At 67.4% G+C, this 18,505-nt stretch carries 15 protein-coding genes; 4 read left to right on the top strand and 11 right to left on the bottom strand.

Annotated elements, in window-relative coordinates:
* Window positions 1–179: 179 nt before the first annotated feature.
* From EPY72_RS05325 to EPY72_RS05315, 3 genes are all read right to left on the bottom strand, one after another.
* Complete coding sequence (locus EPY72_RS05325; protein ID WP_135805786.1) at window positions 180–1,121, bottom strand: homoserine dehydrogenase; 942 nt, start codon at window positions 1,119–1,121, stop codon at window positions 180–182.
* Window positions 1,118–1,660 (bottom strand): amino acid-binding protein, encoded by a 543-nt coding sequence (locus tag EPY72_RS05320; protein ID WP_134669542.1) that lies wholly within the window; start codon window positions 1,658–1,660, stop codon window positions 1,118–1,120. Before EPY72_RS05320 ends, EPY72_RS05325 begins: the two co-directional genes overlap by 4 nt.
* 105 nt (window positions 1,661–1,765) lie before the next feature.
* Window positions 1,766–3,952 carry an elongation factor EF-2 gene (locus EPY72_RS05315; RefSeq protein WP_134669540.1) on the bottom strand — a complete coding sequence of 729 codons (2,187 nt, stop codon included), beginning with the start codon at window positions 3,950–3,952 and terminating at the stop codon, window positions 1,766–1,768.
* A gap of 132 nt (window positions 3,953–4,084) precedes the next feature.
* On the opposite strand from EPY72_RS05315, the gene EPY72_RS05310 reads away from it, so the two are divergent.
* Window positions 4,085–4,837: a DUF5781 family protein gene (locus EPY72_RS05310; protein ID WP_135805785.1), complete on the top strand. Its 753-nt coding sequence runs from the start codon at window positions 4,085–4,087 to the stop codon at window positions 4,835–4,837.
* A 318-nt stretch (window positions 4,838–5,155) separates the two neighbouring features.
* Here the strand turns inward: EPY72_RS05310 and EPY72_RS05305 are convergent, their stop codons facing one another.
* Window positions 5,156–5,446 (bottom strand): hypothetical protein, encoded by a 291-nt coding sequence (locus EPY72_RS05305; RefSeq protein WP_135805784.1) that lies wholly within the window; start codon window positions 5,444–5,446, stop codon window positions 5,156–5,158.
* Here EPY72_RS05305 and EPY72_RS05300 point away from each other — a divergent pair.
* Window positions 5,427–6,437, top strand: coding sequence for a hypothetical protein (locus EPY72_RS05300; protein WP_135805783.1), 1,011 nt, complete (start codon window positions 5,427–5,429; stop codon window positions 6,435–6,437). The genes EPY72_RS05305 and EPY72_RS05300 overlap by 20 nt on opposite strands.
* A 352-nt stretch (window positions 6,438–6,789) precedes the next feature.
* Here EPY72_RS05300 and EPY72_RS05295 read toward each other — a convergent pair whose 3' ends face one another.
* On the bottom strand, window positions 6,790–8,148 hold the full coding sequence (locus EPY72_RS05295; protein WP_135805782.1) for a PQQ-dependent sugar dehydrogenase: 1,359 nt from the start codon (window positions 8,146–8,148) through the stop codon (window positions 6,790–6,792).
* Between the two features lie 173 nt (window positions 8,149–8,321).
* Between EPY72_RS05295 and EPY72_RS05290 the strand changes: the two genes are divergently transcribed.
* Window positions 8,322–8,648: a cupin domain-containing protein gene (locus tag EPY72_RS05290; protein WP_134669532.1), complete on the top strand. Its 327-nt coding sequence runs from the start codon at window positions 8,322–8,324 to the stop codon at window positions 8,646–8,648.
* A gap of 75 nt (window positions 8,649–8,723) precedes the next feature.
* Here the strand turns inward: EPY72_RS05290 and EPY72_RS05285 are convergent, their stop codons facing one another.
* Together EPY72_RS05285 and EPY72_RS05280 are read right to left on the bottom strand one after the other, a co-directional pair.
* Entirely contained in the window at window positions 8,724–9,338 is a 615-nt protein-coding gene (locus tag EPY72_RS05285; protein WP_134669530.1) for a 30S ribosomal protein S7, read from the bottom strand.
* A gap of 2 nt (window positions 9,339–9,340) precedes the next feature.
* A complete protein-coding gene (locus tag EPY72_RS05280; RefSeq protein WP_134669528.1) occupies window positions 9,341–9,769 on the bottom strand; it encodes a 30S ribosomal protein S12 in 429 nt (142 codons plus the stop codon).
* A 280-nt stretch (window positions 9,770–10,049) separates the two neighbouring features.
* On the opposite strand from EPY72_RS05280, the gene EPY72_RS05275 reads away from it, so the two are divergent.
* Window positions 10,050–12,005, top strand: a complete 1,956-nt coding sequence (locus EPY72_RS05275) for a methyl-accepting chemotaxis protein (RefSeq protein ID WP_135805781.1) — start codon at window positions 10,050–10,052, stop codon at window positions 12,003–12,005.
* A 120-nt stretch (window positions 12,006–12,125) separates the two neighbouring features.
* Here the strand turns inward: EPY72_RS05275 and EPY72_RS05270 are convergent, their stop codons facing one another.
* Genes EPY72_RS05270 through rpoB form a run of 4 tightly spaced genes read right to left on the bottom strand, consistent with a single transcriptional unit; the run spans window position 12,126 to window position 18,505 of the window.
* Window positions 12,126–12,554, bottom strand: coding sequence for a NusA-like transcription termination signal-binding factor (locus tag EPY72_RS05270; RefSeq protein ID WP_134669524.1), 429 nt, complete (start codon window positions 12,552–12,554; stop codon window positions 12,126–12,128).
* A gap of 1 nt (window position 12,555) precedes the next feature.
* Window positions 12,556–13,746, bottom strand: coding sequence for a DNA-directed RNA polymerase subunit A'' (rpoA2, locus tag EPY72_RS05265; protein ID WP_135805780.1), 1,191 nt, complete (start codon window positions 13,744–13,746; stop codon window positions 12,556–12,558).
* Between the two features lie 13 nt (window positions 13,747–13,759).
* Window positions 13,760–16,675: a DNA-directed RNA polymerase subunit A' gene (locus tag EPY72_RS05260; RefSeq protein ID WP_135805779.1), complete on the bottom strand. Its 2,916-nt coding sequence runs from the start codon at window positions 16,673–16,675 to the stop codon at window positions 13,760–13,762.
* Between the two features lie 3 nt (window positions 16,676–16,678).
* A complete protein-coding gene (rpoB, locus tag EPY72_RS05255; RefSeq protein ID WP_134669518.1) occupies window positions 16,679–18,505 on the bottom strand; it encodes a DNA-directed RNA polymerase subunit B in 1,827 nt (608 codons plus the stop codon).

The following is an 18,505-nucleotide window of genomic DNA, read 5'->3' as shown; positions in this document are numbered from 1 at the left end:
TGTATCTCACGCGCAGACGCGCTCTATCGGAATCATTTGGCAGAAGCGGTTAAAACCATTTCGATACGCTATGCTACCCACCCCGGCGCCGTCTGTCGGTTGTTGGTAGACCGTCGCACGATTTAGGTCGGCGAGGGCTGAAACGAGCGACCGGCCCGCCCCGCGGGTCGAGCGGGCGCCTATTCGAGTCGGTTCACGTCCGCGAGCACCGCCGTCGCGGTCTCGGGCCCGCCGGCGCCCCGGCCGCTGAGGTTCAGCCGCCCGGCGTGTTCGGTCTCCAACTGGACGATGTTCCGCGTGCCGGTCACCGCGAGCGTCCCGTTCTCGGGGACGAGCCGCGGGCCGACCCGGACTCCCTCGGGGGTCGCCTCGCCGATGAGCCGGATAGTGCGGCCGTCCTCGGCCGCCAGTTCGAGCGCGCTCCCCGGGAGTTCGTCGATGCCCTCGACCTCGGCGTCGGCGAGCGAGTAGTTCCCCGTTCCGAGCACGTTCGCGAGGATCACGCACTTGAGCGCGGCGTCGGTGCCGTCCACGTCGAACGAGGGGTCGGCCTCCGCGACCCCGAGGTCCTGTGCTTCTGCGAGGACGTGCTCGTAGCCGAGTCCCTCGGCGGCCATCCGCGAGAGCACGAAGTTCGCGGTGCCGTTGAGAACGCCCCGCGCCGCGGTGATCGTCGCGGGGTCGTAGCTCTCGATGGTCGAGAGCACCGGGATCGCTCCGCCGACGGTCGCCTCGAACCGGACCGAGCCCGCGCTCTCGCGTTCGAGTTCCCGGAGTTCGTCGTACCGCTCGGCGACGGGGCCCTTGTTCGCCAGCACGACGTTGCGGTCGCGTTCGAGCGCGGTCCGGACGTGGCCGAACCCGGGCTGGGCGTCCCCGAGCGTGGTTGGGGTCGCCTCGACGAGCGCGTCGTACTCGGTCCCGAGGGCGTCCTCGGGCGCGGCCGCGCCGACTCTCCCCGTCTGGGCTTTCTCGGCGAGCGCTCGCTCGACGTCGATCCCGCCGGGATCGACCGCGGCGCTGGTCGAGTCCGCGAGCGCCGCGACCTCGTGGCCGTACTCGCCCGCCAGTTCGGCGACCGACCGGCCGACCGCGCCCGCGCCGAGGATCGCGAGTTTCACGCCGACCCCTCCAGTTCCGTCAGCGGTTCGACGACCTGCAAGTCCTTGCGCTCGGCGACCTCGCGGACCGCCTCGGTCACCTCTCCGGTCTTGCCGGGCTCGGTCGCGAGCCGGAGCCGAGCGCTCGAGACGTCGCTGGTGCCGTTGGGCGCCGACAGCGACACGTCGACGACCGAGGCGGCCGCGTCCGACTCGATGGTCGACAGCGTCTCCGAGAAGTCGGTCTCCACGACGTGACCGACGAGCAGGACGGTCACCTCCTCGCCGTAGCGCTCGGTGCCCGCACGGATCACGTTGACCCCCGACTCCCGGAGGTCCGCGACGATCGCATCGAGCTGGTGGGGCAGACACTCGAGGTCGACCTCCACCGGGATGTGTCCCCGCGGCGTGAGCGAGCCGCGCTCGTGGAATATCGAGAGGAGATTGCCGCCGTTGTCCGCGATCGGTTCGAGCGCGTTCAACAGCTCGCCGGGTTCGTCGACCAGTTCGAGCCGGACCGTGTGCGCTCGGAGTTCGCCGCCGCTAGCGTCGTCGCTCATCGTTGTTCGTTGTCTCGCGTCCGGGAGGTGATAAGGCTTCAGTCGTTCCCAAATAGTGCGGGCGTCCGCCCGGCGCTCCGAACCGACGAAAACGGTTCCGGAGCGTTAGAAGTAGTCGACCGCCGCGGGGAGTTCGAGCTTCATGCCCTTGCGCTCGCGGATCTCCATGATCGTCTCGCGCTGGAGGTTGTCGGCCATGACTTCGAAGCCGGCGTTCTCGGTGTTCCACGACGCGCGACCCTCGGTCGCGCTCCGGATGTCCGAGGAGAACCCGATCATCTCGTCGACGGGCGCGACGCCCTCGACGACCATCAGGTCGCCCTCCTGGTACATGTCGTCGACGCGGCCCCGCCGGCCCTGAATCTCGCCGGAGGCCGAGCCCATGTACTCGTTTGGCACGTCGATCCGGACGTCCTGCATCGGTTCGAGGAGTCGGACCTCGCCCTCGACGAGCGCGTTGTGGACCGCGTTGCGGACCGCGGGGATGACCTGTGCGGGACCGCGGTGGATGGTGTCCTCGTGGAGCTTCGCGTCTTCGAGCCGCAACAGGGTGCCCTGAACGGGCTCGCCCGCGAGCGGACCGTCGTTGAGCGCCTCTTCGAGGCCCTCGATGACGAGCTCCATCGTCTCGTTGAGGTGCTGGATCCCCTTCGTGTCGTCGATGAGGATGTTCGTCCCGTGGATGTGCTCGACGTTCTGGGACATGTCCTTCTCCATGCCCGCCTCCTGAAGCGCCTCACGGCGCTCCTGTTCGGGCATGTCCATCGACACGTCGCCGAGCTTGATCGTCTCGATGATCTCCTCGGTGAGCGGCTGGGCCTGGATGTAGAACCGGTTGTGGCGGTTCGGCGAGATGCCCTCGATGACGTCGGTCATCTCCTGGATGGCCTCGCGGAACACGACGATCGGTTCGCCCGTGTTGACCGGGATGCCCTGATTGCGCTCGATGCGCTGGGTGATGACCTCGAGGTGGAGTTCGCCCTGCCCGGAGATGAGGTGCTCGCCGGTGTCCTCGTTGATCGTGACCTGGATCGTCGGGTCCTCCTTGGAGACCTGCCGGAGCGTCTCGATGAGCTTCGGGAGGTCGTCCATGTTCTTGGCCTCGACGGACTTGGTGATGACCGGCTCCGAGATGTGCTCGATCGACTCGAACGGCGTCATCTCGACGCTGGACACCGTCGAGCCCGCGATGGCGTCTTTCAGACCCGTGACGGCGGCGATGTTCCCGGCGGGAACGCGGTCGACTTCCTCGCGCTCGCCGCCCATGTAGATGCCGACGCTCTGGATCCGGTTCTTCCCGGCGGTCCCGGAGACGTACAGCTCCTGGCCCTTCTCCAGCGTCCCGGAGAAGACGCGACCCGCGGCGATCTCGCCCGCGTGGGGGTCGACGCCGATGTCGGTGACCATCAGGACGACCTCGCCTTCCTCGTCGACGAGGCGCATGCCCTCGGCGAGGTCGGTGTCGTCGTCGCCGCGCCAGATGCGCGGGATACGACGGGGCTGGGCGTCGATGGGGTTCGGGAAGTGCTCACACACCATGTCGAGCACCACGTCCGACAGCGGCGTGCGCTCGTGAAGCTCCTGGCGCTTGTCGGCGCGTTCGAGCTCCATGATGTCGCCAAAGTCCATGCCGGTGCGCTGCATCGACGGCATCGAGACGCCCCACTTGTAGAGGGCCGACCCGAAGCCGACCGTCCCCTCCTCGACGGAGACGGTCCAGTCCTCGATGTCGTCCATCTCCTCGGTCATGCCCCGGATGAGCTCGTTGACGTCGTCGATGACGTTGAGCAGTCGGCGCTGCATCTCCTCGGGGCCCTCCTGGAGCTCCGAGATGAGGCGGTCGACCTTGTTGATGAACAGGGTCGGCTTGACGCCCTCTCGGAGCGCCTGCCGGAGCACGGTCTCGGTCTGGGGCATCGCGCCCTCGACCGCGTCGACGACCACGAGCGCGCCGTCGACGGCGCGCATCGCGCGGGTCACGTCACCGCCGAAGTCGACGTGGCCCGGCGTGTCGATGAGGTTGATGAGGTGGGCGGTGTCCTCGTACTCGTGGGTCATCGAGACGTTCGCGGCGTCGATGGTGATGCCCCGTTCCTGTTCGTCCTCCTCGGTGTCCATCATCAGCTGCGTCGCCTCCCCCTGGTCGGCGATCATACCCGCGCCGGCGAGGAGGTTGTCCGTCAGTGTGGTCTTGCCGTGGTCGACGTGTGCGGCGATAGCGATGTTCCGGATGTTCTCCGGTTCGTCCATCAGTCGCTCGCACTGTTCGACGATCTTCTTTCGTCTACCCATTATGGACCTTCTACCGGCAGGAGGTTGAAAAGCATAGTGTTTCCTCATCGGCGGCGTCGGCGCCTCAGTCCCTGACACCGGCTCGCACGCAGCGGAAGAGTCATACTCGCCGAGTCCGTGCCACTAGTAGACATGGATCTCCACGTTCACGGCCCCGGACCCACCGTGCCGTTTCTCCGCGCCCGCGACCTCTTCGAGACCGGCCACGACCTCGATCGGCCGGTCCACGTCCACGTCCGGGACAGCCCGGACGAGCGGACCTGGACCGCCCACCCCGACGGAAAACACGTCCTGAACATCTCCCGGCAGGCCGCCACCAGCGCGATGGCCCGCGAGCTCGCGCTCCACGAGTTCGCCCACATGGCCCGCCACGAGCACGCCCATCCGTCTCACACCCAGTCGACCGAGGAGGTGCTCTTTCTCGCGCTGTCTGGCAAGTCGGTCGAGCGCCGCCGGGTGACCCACTGCTACCAGATCGCCAACCACATGAAAGACATCTACGCCGACGACATCACCCTCCGGGTCGGCCCGACCGACAAGCTGGTCGCGTTCCTCGAATCCGAACTCGCCGCGGCGGTCGCCGACAACCCCGCCCGCGAGCAGGACGGCCTCCGGATCACCAGCACGGCCGACCCCGAGATGACCGCGGTCAACGCCGCGTTCGCGCTGGCGCTGGTCGAGCGCCACGATCTGGTGGCCGAGGACCACCGGCTCTACGACCTCGCCCACGCGGCCGCCAACGACGCGCCCGGCGTCGACCTCGCCGCGTTCAAACGCCAGTTCGAGTCGCTCGGTCCGGACCCCGACGAGAGCGAGTACCGCCGGCGTCTCGCCGACGCGGTCCGGGAGTACGCGGTCGACAGCGGACAGCAGGCGGCGGACTGACGACGACCTTTTGCTGGGGGCGGCGCATAAACGCGCCGCCCTTGCAAAAGCTCGATCAAAAACCGTCGTCACCCCCTTCGGGGGTGCCTCGGTCCGCGCTCCCTTCGGTCGCTCGCGCCACAGTAGCAGGGGCGCCGTCGAGTACGTCCATCTCCGGCCTTTGGAAGCCGGCATCGGGCGTCGAATCGGTCGAGGTGTTACCTTGCTTACCGTATCTAAACCCGGACTTACCCCGGTTCGAGAGCTAATAACAAAGTCGAACGACGACGTGTCCGTTACACCGCCACCGGTTCGCGGTCGCTGACCACCACTCCGTGATCACAGTGAATCGACCGACCAGTTCCTCGACGCCGAGTCCGCTCCCCGCGAGACGCCACGGAAACCGCTACTGTCCGAGACCGTCGACCGACTCAGGGGTCCGCTCATGAGTACGTCCAAATCCACGCCCGAGTCCGGCGGCCGCGTGTTGATCGCCGTCGCGTGCATCGGCTTAGTCGCGCTGTCTGTGGCTACTCCCACGGTCCAGCCCAGACCCGCCCACGATGCGACGAGTGAGACCGCTACTCGATCGCTTCCGGTACCGACGCCGGTGGCGTCGACGAACGACACGACCGAGCTTCCTCCCGGAACGTCCGCGACCGGCATCGAGAACGTGACGCGGCTCGTCGAGGTACACAAATCGGCGCTGAACGATATCACCTACACGGTGGAGGCCGAGTGGGATCAGGTCTCGGGCGCGTCGGACCCGCGGGCGGCCGGCGCCGAGACCACGACGATAACGATCAACAGCACCAACGGGCCGTCGCGTTCGCTCACCAGACTCAGCACCGACGACGTCCTCAACGAGTTCTGGTCCGCGGAGAACGCCTTCGCGGCCAAAACGAGTGTCGGGTCCCCGTCTCAGGCGATCTCTTACAGATATGCAAGCGGGGAGAGCACCGACCCGGGGTTCCGACGGAGCGTGACGGCACTGCTGGGCGATCGGTTGAACTCGTCGACGTACGCCTATACGGGAACCGTCACGACTGCGAATCGAACTCTCCACGAGTTCTGGGCGACTGGACTCCGCGCGAACACCACGCCGATCGCGAGCACCCACGGCCGAGTCCTGGTCGATCGATCGGGACGCATCCACGACGCCACCGTCGTACAGCGCTACGGCTCCGGCTCCGATCGGAGAATCGTTCGACTGAACTACGCGCTTCGAACCGGCGTGGTCGCGCCGACACGCCCCGACTGGGTGAGGGCCGAACTCCCGCAATTGACCGGTTCGGTGGTCGGGAACGGGACGGTCCTCGCGCTGGAACACACCGGCGGACTTCGGGTCTCGAACGCGACCATTCGGACGTTCTTCCCGGACGGACGGGATATCGACGTGAGCGTCGAGGACTTCGAACCCGGCGAGACGCTGTATCTCTATCGGCTACGGACCGCGCCCGATCGAGTTCGGGTGCGTGTGAACGAGGCGCCCGCGGTGAACGACTCGTTCGTCCCCGTCGGCGACGACTCCGTCGGCGTTAGCGCCTTCACTCGGCCCGCGTCGTTTTACGGGGAAAACCTCCCCCTACTCATCGAGGTCGAACCCGGCGGATACGGATAGAATCGCGCCGCGAGTGTCGTATCGTACTCGCAGTCTCGGCTCTGGTGACGGCTTCGACGCCGACACGGATTAGCGAGTACGGTGGCGGGGCGTCCCGATCGACAGTTTGAGTGGTCTGTCACCATTACTGTGATCGGGATACCGACGAGGAGACAGACCGAATCGTGGCGGTCTCTCAGGGAAGCTACCAGACGATTCTGTCGGTGTTTTGCCTCAAAAGCCGGTGGCCGGGTTCGGCCGGCGACTGTACGGCTCCTGCCCCCGGCGGTTCGGGTGCCGATAGACCGTCTCGCGGTCGATTCGTCCCCGAACGTGGCCGTCGTCCCGAGCCACCGACGCGCTCCCGGCTGACTCACTCCGCGAGCGTGAGCCGCACGAGCACGTCGTCGCGCTCGCGGGGAAATGGCGACTCGGACTTGGGTCGGCCGTCGCGGTTCGAAGTGATGGCGTAGAGGTCGCCGTCGGGGCCCTGCTCGACGTGGCGCACGCGCCCGAGCACGTCCTGCAGGGTCCGGTGGGAGGTCGCCGCGAGCGCGTCGTCGTACCACGGCTCGTCGAAGACCTGTGCGTCCTCGTCGCGGGGCGGCGCCTCGCCCTCGCGGTTGAGCGTCACGAGGTTGACGTGCTGGCCGATGAGCGTCCCGATCACGAGCCGGTTCGACCACGGGGGGACCGCCTCGCCGGTGTAGAACACGCAGCCACAGATGCCCCACGACTCCTCGCCGCTGTTGGTCAGCGGGTGGGCGTACTCGTCGTCGCCGGCGTACGCCTCGGCGGTTCGGACCTCGGGCCAGCCGTAGTTCGCGCCCGCCCGGAGCAGGTTCGTCTCCCCGCGGCCGTCCGGGCCGTGCTCGGTGATGATCGGCCGGGCGTCCGGGAGCCAGGTGATCCCCTGCGGGTTCCGGTGGCCGTAGGTGAACACCCGCGGGTCGCCCGTTTCGGGGTTGTCGGGGTGGGGTTGCCCGTCGGGCGTGAGTCGGAGGACGCTCCCCGGGAGCGCGCTCGGGTCCTGGGCGAGTTCTTTCTCGCCGGCGTCGCCGATCGTCGCCCAGAGGTAGTTCGCGGGGCCGAACGCGATCCGGCCGCCGTTGTGGATTGCGTCGCCCGGGATACCGTCGACCAGCACCTCCTCGGTCGCGGCGGGGTCGTCGGCGCTCACGTCGAACCGGGCGATCCGGTTCGTCTTCGGCTCGCCGTCGGGCTGGGTGGTGTAGTAGGTGTAGATGTAGGGCGCGTCGGGGTACGCCGGGTGGACCGCGATGCCGAGCATCCCGCCCTCCCCGCCCGCGATGAACCACGACCGCTCGTCGGTGCCCGGCTCCATGGCCTCGGCGTCGAGCACGCCGTCCGGGGCGGTGACCTCGGTCACCTCGCCGGCGTCGAACCGCAGGACGTTGCCGGTCCGTTCGGTGATGAACAGGTCGCCGTCCGGCGCGAACGCGAGGTCCCACGGGATTTCGAGGTTCTCGACGAGCACCTCGACGGTCACGTCTGCGGGCACCGGCGGATCGGTCGGGCCCGCCCAGTCGGGGTCGTACTTCGCCCACGCGGTCTCGTCGTGGGACACCGCAACGTCGTACTTCGGCGTCGCCGTGGTCTCGGTCCCGCCGTCGCCAACTTCGACGTTCGCACAGCCGGCGAGGGCGGCCGCGCCCGCCCCGGCGGCCGCCGAGAGCAAGCGCCTCCGAGTCGCGTCAGGGAGTTCGCTCATACCCGCGGGTTGTTTAGGCGGGCCTAAAATCTATCCCTTTTCGGCGAGGCGCCCCGATCGGGGTGGACGGTGGCGCGACCGCGGAGGAGGCGGCTCGACCCCGAGTGGCCCGCCCCGACCGCGCGGCGACCCGGCCCACGTTATATCAGCCTCGCGGCCGTACACCGACCCGCATGTCCTACACGAAAGTCGACTCCGACGCGGTCGAACCGATCGGCGACGGGATGCGATTTCTCCGCGACCCCCTCGACTGCGAGACGGTCGGGGTCACCCTGCTGGAGGCCGACCCCGGCTGGACCGGGAAGGAACACGACCACGCCGAGGACGGCCAGGAGGAAGTGTACGTGCTCGTCGACGGCTCGGCGACGGTCACCGTCGACGGCGAGGACGTCGAACTGAGCGGCGGCGAGGCCCTGCGCGTCCCCGCCGAGGCGAGCCGCCAGATCCACAACGGCGACACCGAGAGCACGTTCGTGCTCGTCGGCGCGGCTGGCGAGTGAGACGTCACGGCGGTCGCCCGGCCCGGCGAGCGCCGCGGCTGGTCGAGAGCTGAAACCGAGAGAACGGAGAGAGACTTAGCGGGCCGCGGCCGCGACGCGCTCTTTCTCTTCTTTCTGGTTGATCGCGTACGTCTGGACGTCGTAGTTGGCCGCGCCGACGAGCTGGTTCGCCAGCGCCTCGGCCGCGTCGGTCGACGTCTTGAACGACGAGCTGTAGACGCCCTCGGCGATGAACTTCAGCGACTGGTCGACCCGGCGCTGGGGCGCCACGTCGACCGCCTTCGGCACTGAGATACCGCCGTACTTCAGGCGGACGGTCTCCTCGCGCGGGGCGGCGTTCTCGACGGCTTCCACGAGGACCTGCACGGGGTTCTCGTCGGTCTCTGCGTGGATGGTCTCGAAGGCCTCCCGGACGATCCGGAGCGCCTGCTGTTTCTTGCCGGTGTTCTCCTCGGTCTGCATCAGGCGGTTGGTGAGCCGCTCGACGATGGAGATCTCGCTCTTCTGGAACTGCTTGCCGGCGTGGCGGCCCATCGTGTGGGCGACCGGGGTGACCGTGATGTAGCGTTCGGTCGAGGGGTCCGTGTAGTCGATGTTGGTCACGTCCCACTCGTCGAACAGCTTCGTCGCCGCGCCTTCCTCGTCGGTGCCCGCAGGCTTGTCGGGTTCGGGTTGGTCTTCTGCGGCCATGATTATCGCACCGGCTTCTCCGCGTTCCCGCGAACCAGTTCTTCGAGGCTCACGCCGTTGACCTTCTCTACCTTGTAGTTGACCCCAGAGAGGTCGCCCATCGCACGACCCTTCGCGCCGCCGATGCCCGCGATGGTGACCTCGTCGTGTTCGTCGATGAACGAGATCGCGCCGTCGCCGGGACAGAAGGCGGTGACCTGCTTGCCGTTCTTGATGAGCTGGACCCGGACGCACTTCCGGATCGCGGAGTTGGGCTGTTTCGCCTCGATGCCCACCTTCTCCAGAACGATACCTCGGCCCTGGGGCGCGCCTTCGAGGGGGTCGGACTTCTCCCCGAGACCGCGCTCGCGTCGGGCGTAATCGGAGTCGGACCACCGGTGATTCTGGCGGTCCTTCTTCAGCTTCCGGGCTGCGTACTTGCCGTTCGCCATATGGCGTGGGCTACCCGTCGGAGCTACTTAAGCCTCCCTCTTTCACCCGGAGTTACGGCCGCAGGGCGGCCGAGAGGGGTCGATTACGGGATCTGAGCCAGTCTCATCGAATGGTTCTCCGCGGCGCTTAGGTTCGGTTCGGAACGGAGAGTCCGTCGCTGGGCCGAACGGGGATCAGTCCGGAGCGCCGCCGACGACCGGTCTCGCGCAGGCGCGACGATTATTATGGTTGATAGCGCCGCCCCAATATTTTTGGCGCTGTAGTCGGCGCTGGCTCTATATGGCAGGAACCACCGACGGGGCGGGACAACCGAGCTCTCCGATCGACGGGTGGGAGAGCAAGATTCGCGAGTTCGTCGAGTACATTCCGAGCGGCGACACGATCCCCGAGGAGACCTGGCGGGGTCGCCACCGCAACATCCTGTTGGTTCTCGCGGCCCACGTCCCGCTCCTCCTCGCGCTCGGACTGTACGAGGGGACCGAGTCCGCGGTCACCGGCGCGACGATCCCCGTCATCCCGCTGTGGCGGGTCCTCCTCGAAGTCGGGATCGTCGTCGGACTCGCGCTCCTCGCGAGGTGGTCGCGATTCGGCCGCCGCACCCGGACCGCACTCGCCACGCTGGGGCTGGTGACCACCTCGGGGTTCCTGGTTCACTTCTCCGGGGGGTACATCGAGGCGCACTTCCACTTTTTCGTCGTGATGGCGGTCGTCGCCGTCTACGAGGACTGGCTCCCGTTCCTGCTCGGCATCGCCTACGTCGCGCTCCAGCACGGCTACTTCGGCATGATCGAACCGAGCCGGGTGTACAACCACACCGCCGGTATCAACAACCCGTGGGCGTGGTCGTTCATCCACGCGACGTTCGTGCTCGCGCTCGCCGCGGCGCTGATGGCCCACTGGTACTCGACCGAGCGCTCCCGCGAGGAGGCCCAGCGACAGCTCGAACAGGCCGAAGCGAAGACCGCCGAGGTCGAGGACCTCGAAGCCAAGAAGGCCGAGATCGAGGCCGCCAAGGCGGAAGCCGAGGAGGCAAAGGCCGAGGCCGAGGCCCGCCAGCGGGAGGTCGAGCGTCTCAACGACCACCTCGAAGCCAAGGCCGACGCCTACAGCGCGACCATGGCGCGGGCGGCCGAGGGCGAACTCCACGTCCGACTCGACGCCGAGAGCGAGAGCGAGGCGATGGCGCAGATCGGCGAGGCGTTCAACGAGATGATGGACGAGACGGAGTCGGCGATGCGCGAGATCCAGCAGTTCGCGGACGACGTGGCCGACGCGAGCGGGGACGCGACCGCCGGCACCGACGAGGCCCGAGAAGCCAGCGAAGGCGTCAGCGAGTCCGTCCAGGAGATCGCCGCGGGCGCCGACGAGCAACGTGAGATGCTCGAGACGGTTGCCGACGAGATGACCGACCTCTCGGCGACCGTCGAGGAGGTGGCCGCCTCGGCCGAAACCGTCGCCGAGACGTCCCGCGAGACCGCCGAGATCGCAGAGGACGGCGAGGCGACCGCGCGCCAGGCGATCGACGACTCCCGGGCGGTTCGGGAGGCGATCGACGCCACGGTCGAGAAGGTCGAGGTCCTCGACCGCCAGATGACCGAAATCAGCGAGATCGTCGATCTCATAAGCGACATCGCCGACCAGACGAACATGCTCGCGCTCAACGCCAACATCGAGGCCGCCCGGGCCGGCGGCGACGGGGCCAAGCGCGGCGACGGGTTCGCGGTCGTCGCGAACGAGGTCAAAGAACTGGCCGAGGAGACCAGAGCGTCCGCCACCGAGATCGAACAGCGCATCGAGGAGACCCAGTCCCAGACCGCGACGACGGTCGAGGAGGTCCGTTCGGCCGACCAGTACGTCGAGGAGAGCGTCGAGGCGGTCCAGGACGTCCTCGACGCGTTCTCGGCGGTGGCCGAGAACGCCGAGCGGACCGACGGCGGCATTCAGGAGATCAGCGACACCACCGACGACCAGGCCGCCGGCACCGAGGAGGTCGTCTCGATGATCGAGGAGGTCGCGGACATCAGTCGGTCGACCGCCGACGAGACCGAGGGCGTCTCGGCGGCCGCCCAACAGCAGGCCGCCTCCATGTCGGAGGTGAGCGCCGCCGTCGAGTCGCTCGGCGATCGTGCCGAGCGCCTCCAGATGCTCGTGGAGAAGTTCGACGTGAGCGGCGAGGGTGCCGATCCGGCCGCGCCGGCGAACGTCGCCATCGAGGACGGCGGCCGCCCGGAGTAGCCGACTGCCCCGCCGGTGTTCGAGCCGACCGCCCCGCCGGACCGGTGGCTATCGCGCCGTTCGTTTTCCGAAAAACGAGCCGAGTCGTCGACGCGCTCCCCGCCGGGAGCGACGACCGGCCTACGTCAACTGGATGTCGTCGATGTCGTAGTGGCGCTTCGCCAGCCGCTCGGCCGCCGCGATGTTGCGTCCGTCCTCGCCGATCGCGACGCCGGTGTCGGCGGCGTCCACCTCGGCGTACGCCACCGTCTCGTCGTCCTCGCTGACGGTGACGTTGTACACCGCCGCCGGCGCCAGCGCGTTGGCGACGAACGCCTCGGCGGTGTCGGCGTCCTCGACGAGCGTCACGTCCGTGCCGAGTTGCTCCTCGACGCTCCGGACGTTCTCGCCGCCCGAGCCGATGGCCCGGGCCATATCGCCGGGCTTGACGAGGAAGACGATCCGTTCGCCGTCGTCCTCGAAGATCACGCAGTCGCGGGCGGTCGCGCCGGTCGCGTCCTCGAACAGCGCGATGTACCGGCGGGCCGTATCCGAGAGCGTGACGACCATCTCAGTCCGAGGGCTCGGGCTCGGCCTCGCCGGACAGCGATCCCATCCGGAGGTTCACGTCGCCGGTGCCGAGCTTGATCGGCTTGCCGACGATGACGTTCTCGGTCACGCCGTTCAGGTCGTCGACCTCGCCGTGGATCGCGGCGTCGAGCAGGTGGTTGACCGTCACCTCGAACGCCGCCCGCGCGAGCACCGAGTTCTTGTTCCCGGAGATGCCGTGGCGGCCGATGGACTCGATGGTGCCCTCGTTGGTCATGATGTCGGCGACCAGCATCAGATGGCGGACGTTCACGTCGTCGAGCCCCTGCTCTTCGAGGGTGTCCATCGTCTCGTTGATGATCGACTCGCGGGCCGCCTCGATCCCGAGGTTCTTGTGGATCTCGTGGATGTTGTTCGAGGTGGTCCGGCTCGCGTCGACGCCCTCGATGTCGATGACGTCGCCGAACGCCGACCCCTCGGTGTAGAGGACGAACTCCTCGCGCTCCTCGAGTTGCTCTTTCCGGATGACGACCCGCGAGATGTCCTCGATCCCCTTGAACACGATGTCCCGGAGCTGTTCGACGAGCTGGAGCAGGTCGCGGTAGCTGGGCTCTTGGGGGCCGAACTCGATGACGGTCCCCTGCTGGGTGGTACCGACGCCGAGCTCGTCTTCGATGATGTCGGCGACCTGATCGGGCGCGATCATCCGCTCGTCGAGAGTGTCTTCGTTCAGGTCGATCGAGACGATCATGTCCGCGACGTTCGTGGAGATGTCCCCGAGCGCGAGGATCTTGGTCGCCTCGATCTGCCAGACGACCTCGTGGGCCTTCTCGCGGTCGACGGCGTACTCGTCTTCGAGGTGGACCGTCATCATCGGTGTGTCGGGCGTCTTGCGGGCGTCGACCAGCTCGATGAGCCGGGGCAGGCCCTGGGTCACGTCGATCTCCGCGACCCCCGCGTAGTGGAACGTGTTCATCGTCATCTGGGTCCCCGGCTCCCCGATGGACTGGGCCGAGACCGTCCCCACGGGGTCGAGCGGGTCGACCCGGGTGTCGAGGTACTGCTTTTCGACCGCCTTCGCGAGGTCGTCGGCCTGCGACAGCTCGGCGCCCCGATCCTCGATGGTACTGTACACTTCGTCTTTCAGCCGTCGGGGGAGCTCGGTGTCCTCGACGACGGCCTCGATGTCCTCGGATACGTCGTAGTCGGTCATGGTTGGATTGGGTTCAGTCGTCGCTCTCGACCTGTCGGGCGTCGGCGTGCTCCGAGAGGTTCGTCGGCGGCAGGCTCTCGCCGAGGAACTCCTCGCGCTCGGCCCCCTTGAACTCCGCGTCGAGCACGCGGTCGGCGATCTCGCCGACGTCGACCGGAGTGTCCTCGTTCGAGGACACCTGCACCGGGCTCGTGCCGTCCTCGCCGAACTCGAACTGGACGATGGTGTCGGAGGTGTCTCGCACCGTGCCGTCGTACTGGGTTTCGAGTTCCGAGAGAGCGTTGATGAGCCGGCGCTGGAGGTAGCCGGACTTGGAGGTCCGAACCGCCGTGTCGACCAGCCCCTCACGGCCGCCCATCGCGTGGAAGAAGAACTCCCGCGGGTTCAGGCCGCCGGTGTACGAGTGCTCCACGAAGCCGTGGGCCTCCGCCGAGAGGTCGTCGGGCTGGTAGTGGCTCAGCGTGCGGTCCTCGTAGCCGCGGTTGATCCGCTCGCCCCGAACCGCCTGCTGGCCGACACAGCCGGCCATCTGGGTGAGGTTCAGGATCGACCCACGCGCGCCCGACTCGGCCATGACCACGGCCGGGTTGTCGTCGGCGAAGTGGTCCTCGGCGATGTCGCCGGCGGAGTCCCGGGCCTTCCCGAGCGTCTGCATGATCTTCATCTCGAGGGTCTCGTCGACCGTCCGACCGGGCAACGACTCGAGGTCGCCGCTCTGGTAGGTGTCGATGAGCTCCTCGACGCGGTCGTAGGCGTTGTCGATTGCCTCGTCGATGCGCTCTTGGGCCTCGGCGGGCACCGTCTCGTCGTCGATGCCGATCGAGAACCCGAAGTGCATGATCGAGCGCATCGCCAGCGCCGCGACCTCGTTGATGAAGATGCGCGCGCGAGTGTTGCCGTACTGCTTGGTGATCGTGTCGACGATCTGACCGCCGAAGCCGCCCACCTCGTCCTCGGCGATGGTGCCCTCGACGAGCTGGCCGTCCTCGATGATCACGTCCTCGCCGACGGTCCCGGTGAACGTCAGGTCGAAGTCGTCGGGGAGCAACTCCGAGAAGATGTCCCGGCCGGTCCAGAACGGCTCGCCGTCCTCGCTTCCGGAGGGGTCGGGCAGTTCGTCGATCCGGGTCGCCCGCAGGAGGTCGAGCGCCTGCGTCTCGTTGAAGTGGGGGTTCTCGTTCGTCAGCAGGAAGGTCCCGGAGATGTGGTCCTGAATCGCGCCGATGATGTTCTCGCCGAACCGCGGGCTCAGGATCTGTTCTTGAACGCGCATGAGGACGCGGGCCTCCGCGCGAGCCTCCTCGTTCTGGAGGGCGTGCATGTTCATCTCGTCGCCGTCGAAGTCCGCGTTGTACGGCGGGCAGACGACGGTGTTGAGCCGGAAGGTCTTGTACGGCATCACGACCACCTCGTGGGCCATGATCGACATCCGGTGGAGCGACGGCTGGCGGTTGAAGATGATGATGTCGCCGTCGACCATGTGGCGGTTGACCTCCCAGCCCGCCTCGACTTTGGTCGCCAGCTCCTCGCAGTTCTTCTCGGTGACCTTCAGCCGGCGGCCGTCGGGGCGCTTGACGTAGTTGGCGCCCGGATGGCCTTCGGGGCCGTTCGAGACGTACCGGCGAGCCTCCTTGACGTTGCGCTCGGTCACGTTCATCGTCTGGGTCATCTCGCGGGCGACCCGCTCGGGGACGCCGACCTCGTTGAGGCTCAGGGTCGGGTCCGGCGAGATGACCGTCCGGGCCGAGAAGTTCACGCGCTTGCCGGACAGCGAGCCCCGGAACCGGCCCTCCTTGCCCTTCAGCCGCTGGCTGAGGGTCTTGAGGGGCCGCCCCGAGCGGTGGCGGGCGGGCGGCGTGCCCGAAATCTCGTTGTCCATGAAGGTGGTGACGTGGTACTGGAGCAGTTCCCAGAGGTCCTCGATGATGAGCTGGGGCGCGCCCGCCTCGCGGTTCTCCATGAACCGCTGGTTGATCCGGATGATGTCGACCAGCTTGTGGGTGAGGTCGTCCTCGGACCGCTGGCCGTTGTCCAGCGTGATCGACGGCCGGGCGGTCACCGGCGGCACCGGCAGGACCGTCAGGATCATCCACTCGGGCCGCGAGCGCTCGGAGTTGATGCCCAGCGTCTCGATGTCGTCGTCCGGGATGTCCTCGAACCAGTCCCGGATGTCGCTCGGCATCAGCTTGTTCATGTCCTCCTCGGTGAGGTCGATGTCGAGGGCCTTCTCCAGGGCCTTCCGGTCGTCCTCTCGGGGCCGGAACTCGCCCGACATGATCTCGTTGATGCGCGAGAGGTCGATGCCGGTCTGGTCGGCGAGCTCCTGGGGCGGGACGGGTTCTCGCTCCTCGTCGTCGTCGGCCTTGCCCTGCATCGCGGCCGCGATGACCTCGGAGTACTCGCTGGTGAGGACCTGCTGGACCTCGTAGTAGGTGGTCGGCTTCTCGTGGTTGATGTCGTACTGGACCTCCCCGCAGTGGGGACACCGGTCTTGCTTGCGTGCCTCCCGGATGGCGGCCTTGGTCACGTCGTTGACGTCGTTGCTCAGTTCCCGGGTCCGGGTGAGCTTCGACTCGTACTTTGCGGCCTCGTCGTCGGTGAGCAACAGCCGCGAGCAGTTCCGACACGTCCCGCGCAGGAGCCGGCGGATGAGCTTCGTGAACCCGACGTGGATCACCGGCGCCGCGAGCTCGATGTGACCGAAGTGGCCGTTACACGACCCCGAGTGCTTCCCGCAGGTCTTGCACTCCAGTCCCGGGTCGATGACGCCCAGCCGGGGGTCCATCAGCCCCATGTCGATGGGGAAGCCGTCGTCGTCGTAGGTGTCGGCGGTGATGATCTTCGTGGCCGACATCTCTCGGTACTCCTCGGGGTCCATCAGCCCGAAGCTGATCTCGCCGATCTCTTTGGGTGTTTGTCCTGTAGACATGGTTTAGACCGCGTCCTCCAGTTCGAGTCGCGGCGCGATACCGAGCGCCTTCATCTCGTCGAGCAGGAGCTTGAACGCGTAGGACATCTCGATCTCGTGGATGTCGGTCTCCTCGTCGCAGTTCGGGCAGTACACCCGGTTCTGCTCGACGTTCTCGACCGCACTCATCCCGCACTTCGCACAGACGTAGATCCACTCGCGGTCCGACTCGTCGAGGAGACGCTCTTTGAGCGTGAGCGCCGCGCCGTGCCCGATGAGCACGTCGCGTTCCATCTCCCCGACCCGGAGCCCGCCCTCGCGGGCCCGGCCCTCGGTGGGCTGGCGGGTCAGCACTTGCACCGGACCGCGCGAGCGGGCGTGGAGCTTGTTCGACACCATGTGGTAGAGCTTCTGGTAGAAGATGGTGCCGATGAAGATCTCGGCCTCGATCTTCTCGCCGGTGACGCCCGAGTACATGATCTCCTTGCCCGAGGACTTGAACCCCTGCTCTTCGAGGCCCTCGCGGAGTTCGTCTTCGTCTTCACCGGTGAAGGCGGTGCCGTCGACGCGTCGGCCTTCGAGGGCGCCGACCTTCCCGCCGATCATCTCCAGAACGTGGCCGACCGTCATCCGGGACGGCAGCGCGTGGGGGTTGAGGATGAGGTCGGGCACGACGCCCTCCTCGGTGAACGGCATGTCCTCCTGCGGGGCGATGTGGCCGACGACGCCCTTCTGGCCGTGACGCGAGGCGAACTTGTCGCCGAGTTCGGGAATCCGCTCGTCGCGCACCGACACCTTCGAGAGCTTCGAGCCGTCCTCGCCCTCCATCAGGGTGACCGTGTCGACGACGCCGGACTCGCCCGACCGCATCGTGACGGAGGTCTCCCGACGCTTCTGGGGGGAGAGACCGCCCATGTCGTCGGGCTCTTCGAGGAACCGGGGCGGGCTGGTCTTCCCGAGCAGGACCGAGCTCTCGTCGACTCGGGTCTCGGGGTTGACGAGGCCGTCCTCGTCGAGGTGGGTGTAGGCGTCCTCGCCGCGCGCCCCGCGCACGTCGTCGGACGGGATCTCGAAGCGGTCCTCCTGACCGCCGGGGTACCGGCGCTCTTCGCCCTCGTAGGTCCGGAAGAAGTGCGAGCGCGCGAGCGCCCGGTCGACCGACCCCTTGTTCATGACCAGCGCGTCCTCGATGTTGAACCCCTCGTAGGACATGACCGCGACCGTGAAGTTCTGGGCGGCCGGACGGTCGTCGTAACCGATCTGCTCGGTGGTCTGGGTCTTGACCATCGAGAGCTGAGGGTAGTGGAGCAGGTGCTGGCGGGTGTCGGGCCGGATGCGGTAGTTCGCCGCCGGCAGGCCGAGCGACTGCTTGATCATCCCCGATCCCATCGTGATCCGCGGGGAGGCGTTGTGCTCGGGGTACGGGATCATCCCCGCGCCGATGCCGAAGATGAGCTGTGGGTCGACTTCGAGGTGGGTGTGGTCGTCGTTGAGGTCGTCCTCGTCGACCGCGACGTAGATGTCCTCTTCTTCCTCGGCGTCGATGAACTCGACCTTGCCGCGCTCGACGAGGTCCTCGAAGTCGAGGTCCTCGTTTTTGAGCGCTTCGACCTCCTCCTCGGTGATGAGGGCCTCGCCGTCCTCGACGACCAGCAGGGGCCGCCGGGCGCGGCCGGCGTCGGCGTTGATGATGATCTCGCGGGTCCGCTCTTTGACCGACACGTTGACCATCTCGGAGATGTCCCCGCGCCGGCGGGCGTGGCGGACCTGTTCTGCGAGCTGTTCCGGGTCGGGGTGGGTTCCGACCAGACTGCCGTTCACGTACACTTTGGCTTCTCGTCCCTGACTCAT

Origin of the sequence: Halorussus marinus (genome assembly GCF_004765795.1) — an archaeon.
Taxonomy (GTDB): Archaea; Halobacteriota; Halobacteria; order Halobacteriales; family Haladaptataceae; genus Halorussus; species Halorussus marinus.
This window is presented reverse-complemented; position numbering and strand designations above follow the sequence as displayed.

Excerpts from the sequence above, each read along its gene's own strand:
- EPY72_RS05315 (WP_134669540.1), bottom strand. The coding sequence starts at position 3,952 with ATGGGTAGACGAAAGAAGATCGTCGAACAGTGCGAGCGACTGATGGAC.
- EPY72_RS05270 (WP_134669524.1), bottom strand. The coding sequence starts at position 12,554 with ATGGTCGTCACGCTCTCGGATACGGCCCGCCGGTACATCGCGCTGTTC.
- rpoA2 (WP_135805780.1), bottom strand. The coding sequence starts at position 13,746 with ATGACCGACTACGACGTATCCGAGGACATCGAGGCCGTCGTCGAGGAC.
- EPY72_RS05295 (WP_135805782.1), bottom strand. The coding sequence starts at position 8,148 with ATGAGCGAACTCCCTGACGCGACTCGGAGGCGCTTGCTCTCGGCGGCC.
- EPY72_RS05275 (WP_135805781.1), top strand. The coding sequence starts at position 10,050 with ATGGCAGGAACCACCGACGGGGCGGGACAACCGAGCTCTCCGATCGAC.
- EPY72_RS05290 (WP_134669532.1), top strand. The coding sequence starts at position 8,322 with ATGTCCTACACGAAAGTCGACTCCGACGCGGTCGAACCGATCGGCGAC.
- EPY72_RS05280 (WP_134669528.1), bottom strand. The coding sequence starts at position 9,769 with ATGGCGAACGGCAAGTACGCAGCCCGGAAGCTGAAGAAGGACCGCCAG.
- EPY72_RS05260 (WP_135805779.1), bottom strand. The coding sequence starts at position 16,675 with ATGTCTACAGGACAAACACCCAAAGAGATCGGCGAGATCAGCTTCGGG.
- EPY72_RS05285 (WP_134669530.1), bottom strand. The coding sequence starts at position 9,338 with ATGGCCGCAGAAGACCAACCCGAACCCGACAAGCCTGCGGGCACCGAC.
- rpoB (WP_134669518.1), bottom strand. The coding sequence starts at position 18,505 with ATGAGTCAGGGACGAGAAGCCAAAGTGTACGTGAACGGCAGTCTGGTC.
- EPY72_RS05310 (WP_135805785.1), top strand. The coding sequence starts at position 4,085 with ATGGATCTCCACGTTCACGGCCCCGGACCCACCGTGCCGTTTCTCCGC.
- EPY72_RS05320 (WP_134669542.1), bottom strand. The coding sequence starts at position 1,660 with ATGAGCGACGACGCTAGCGGCGGCGAACTCCGAGCGCACACGGTCCGG.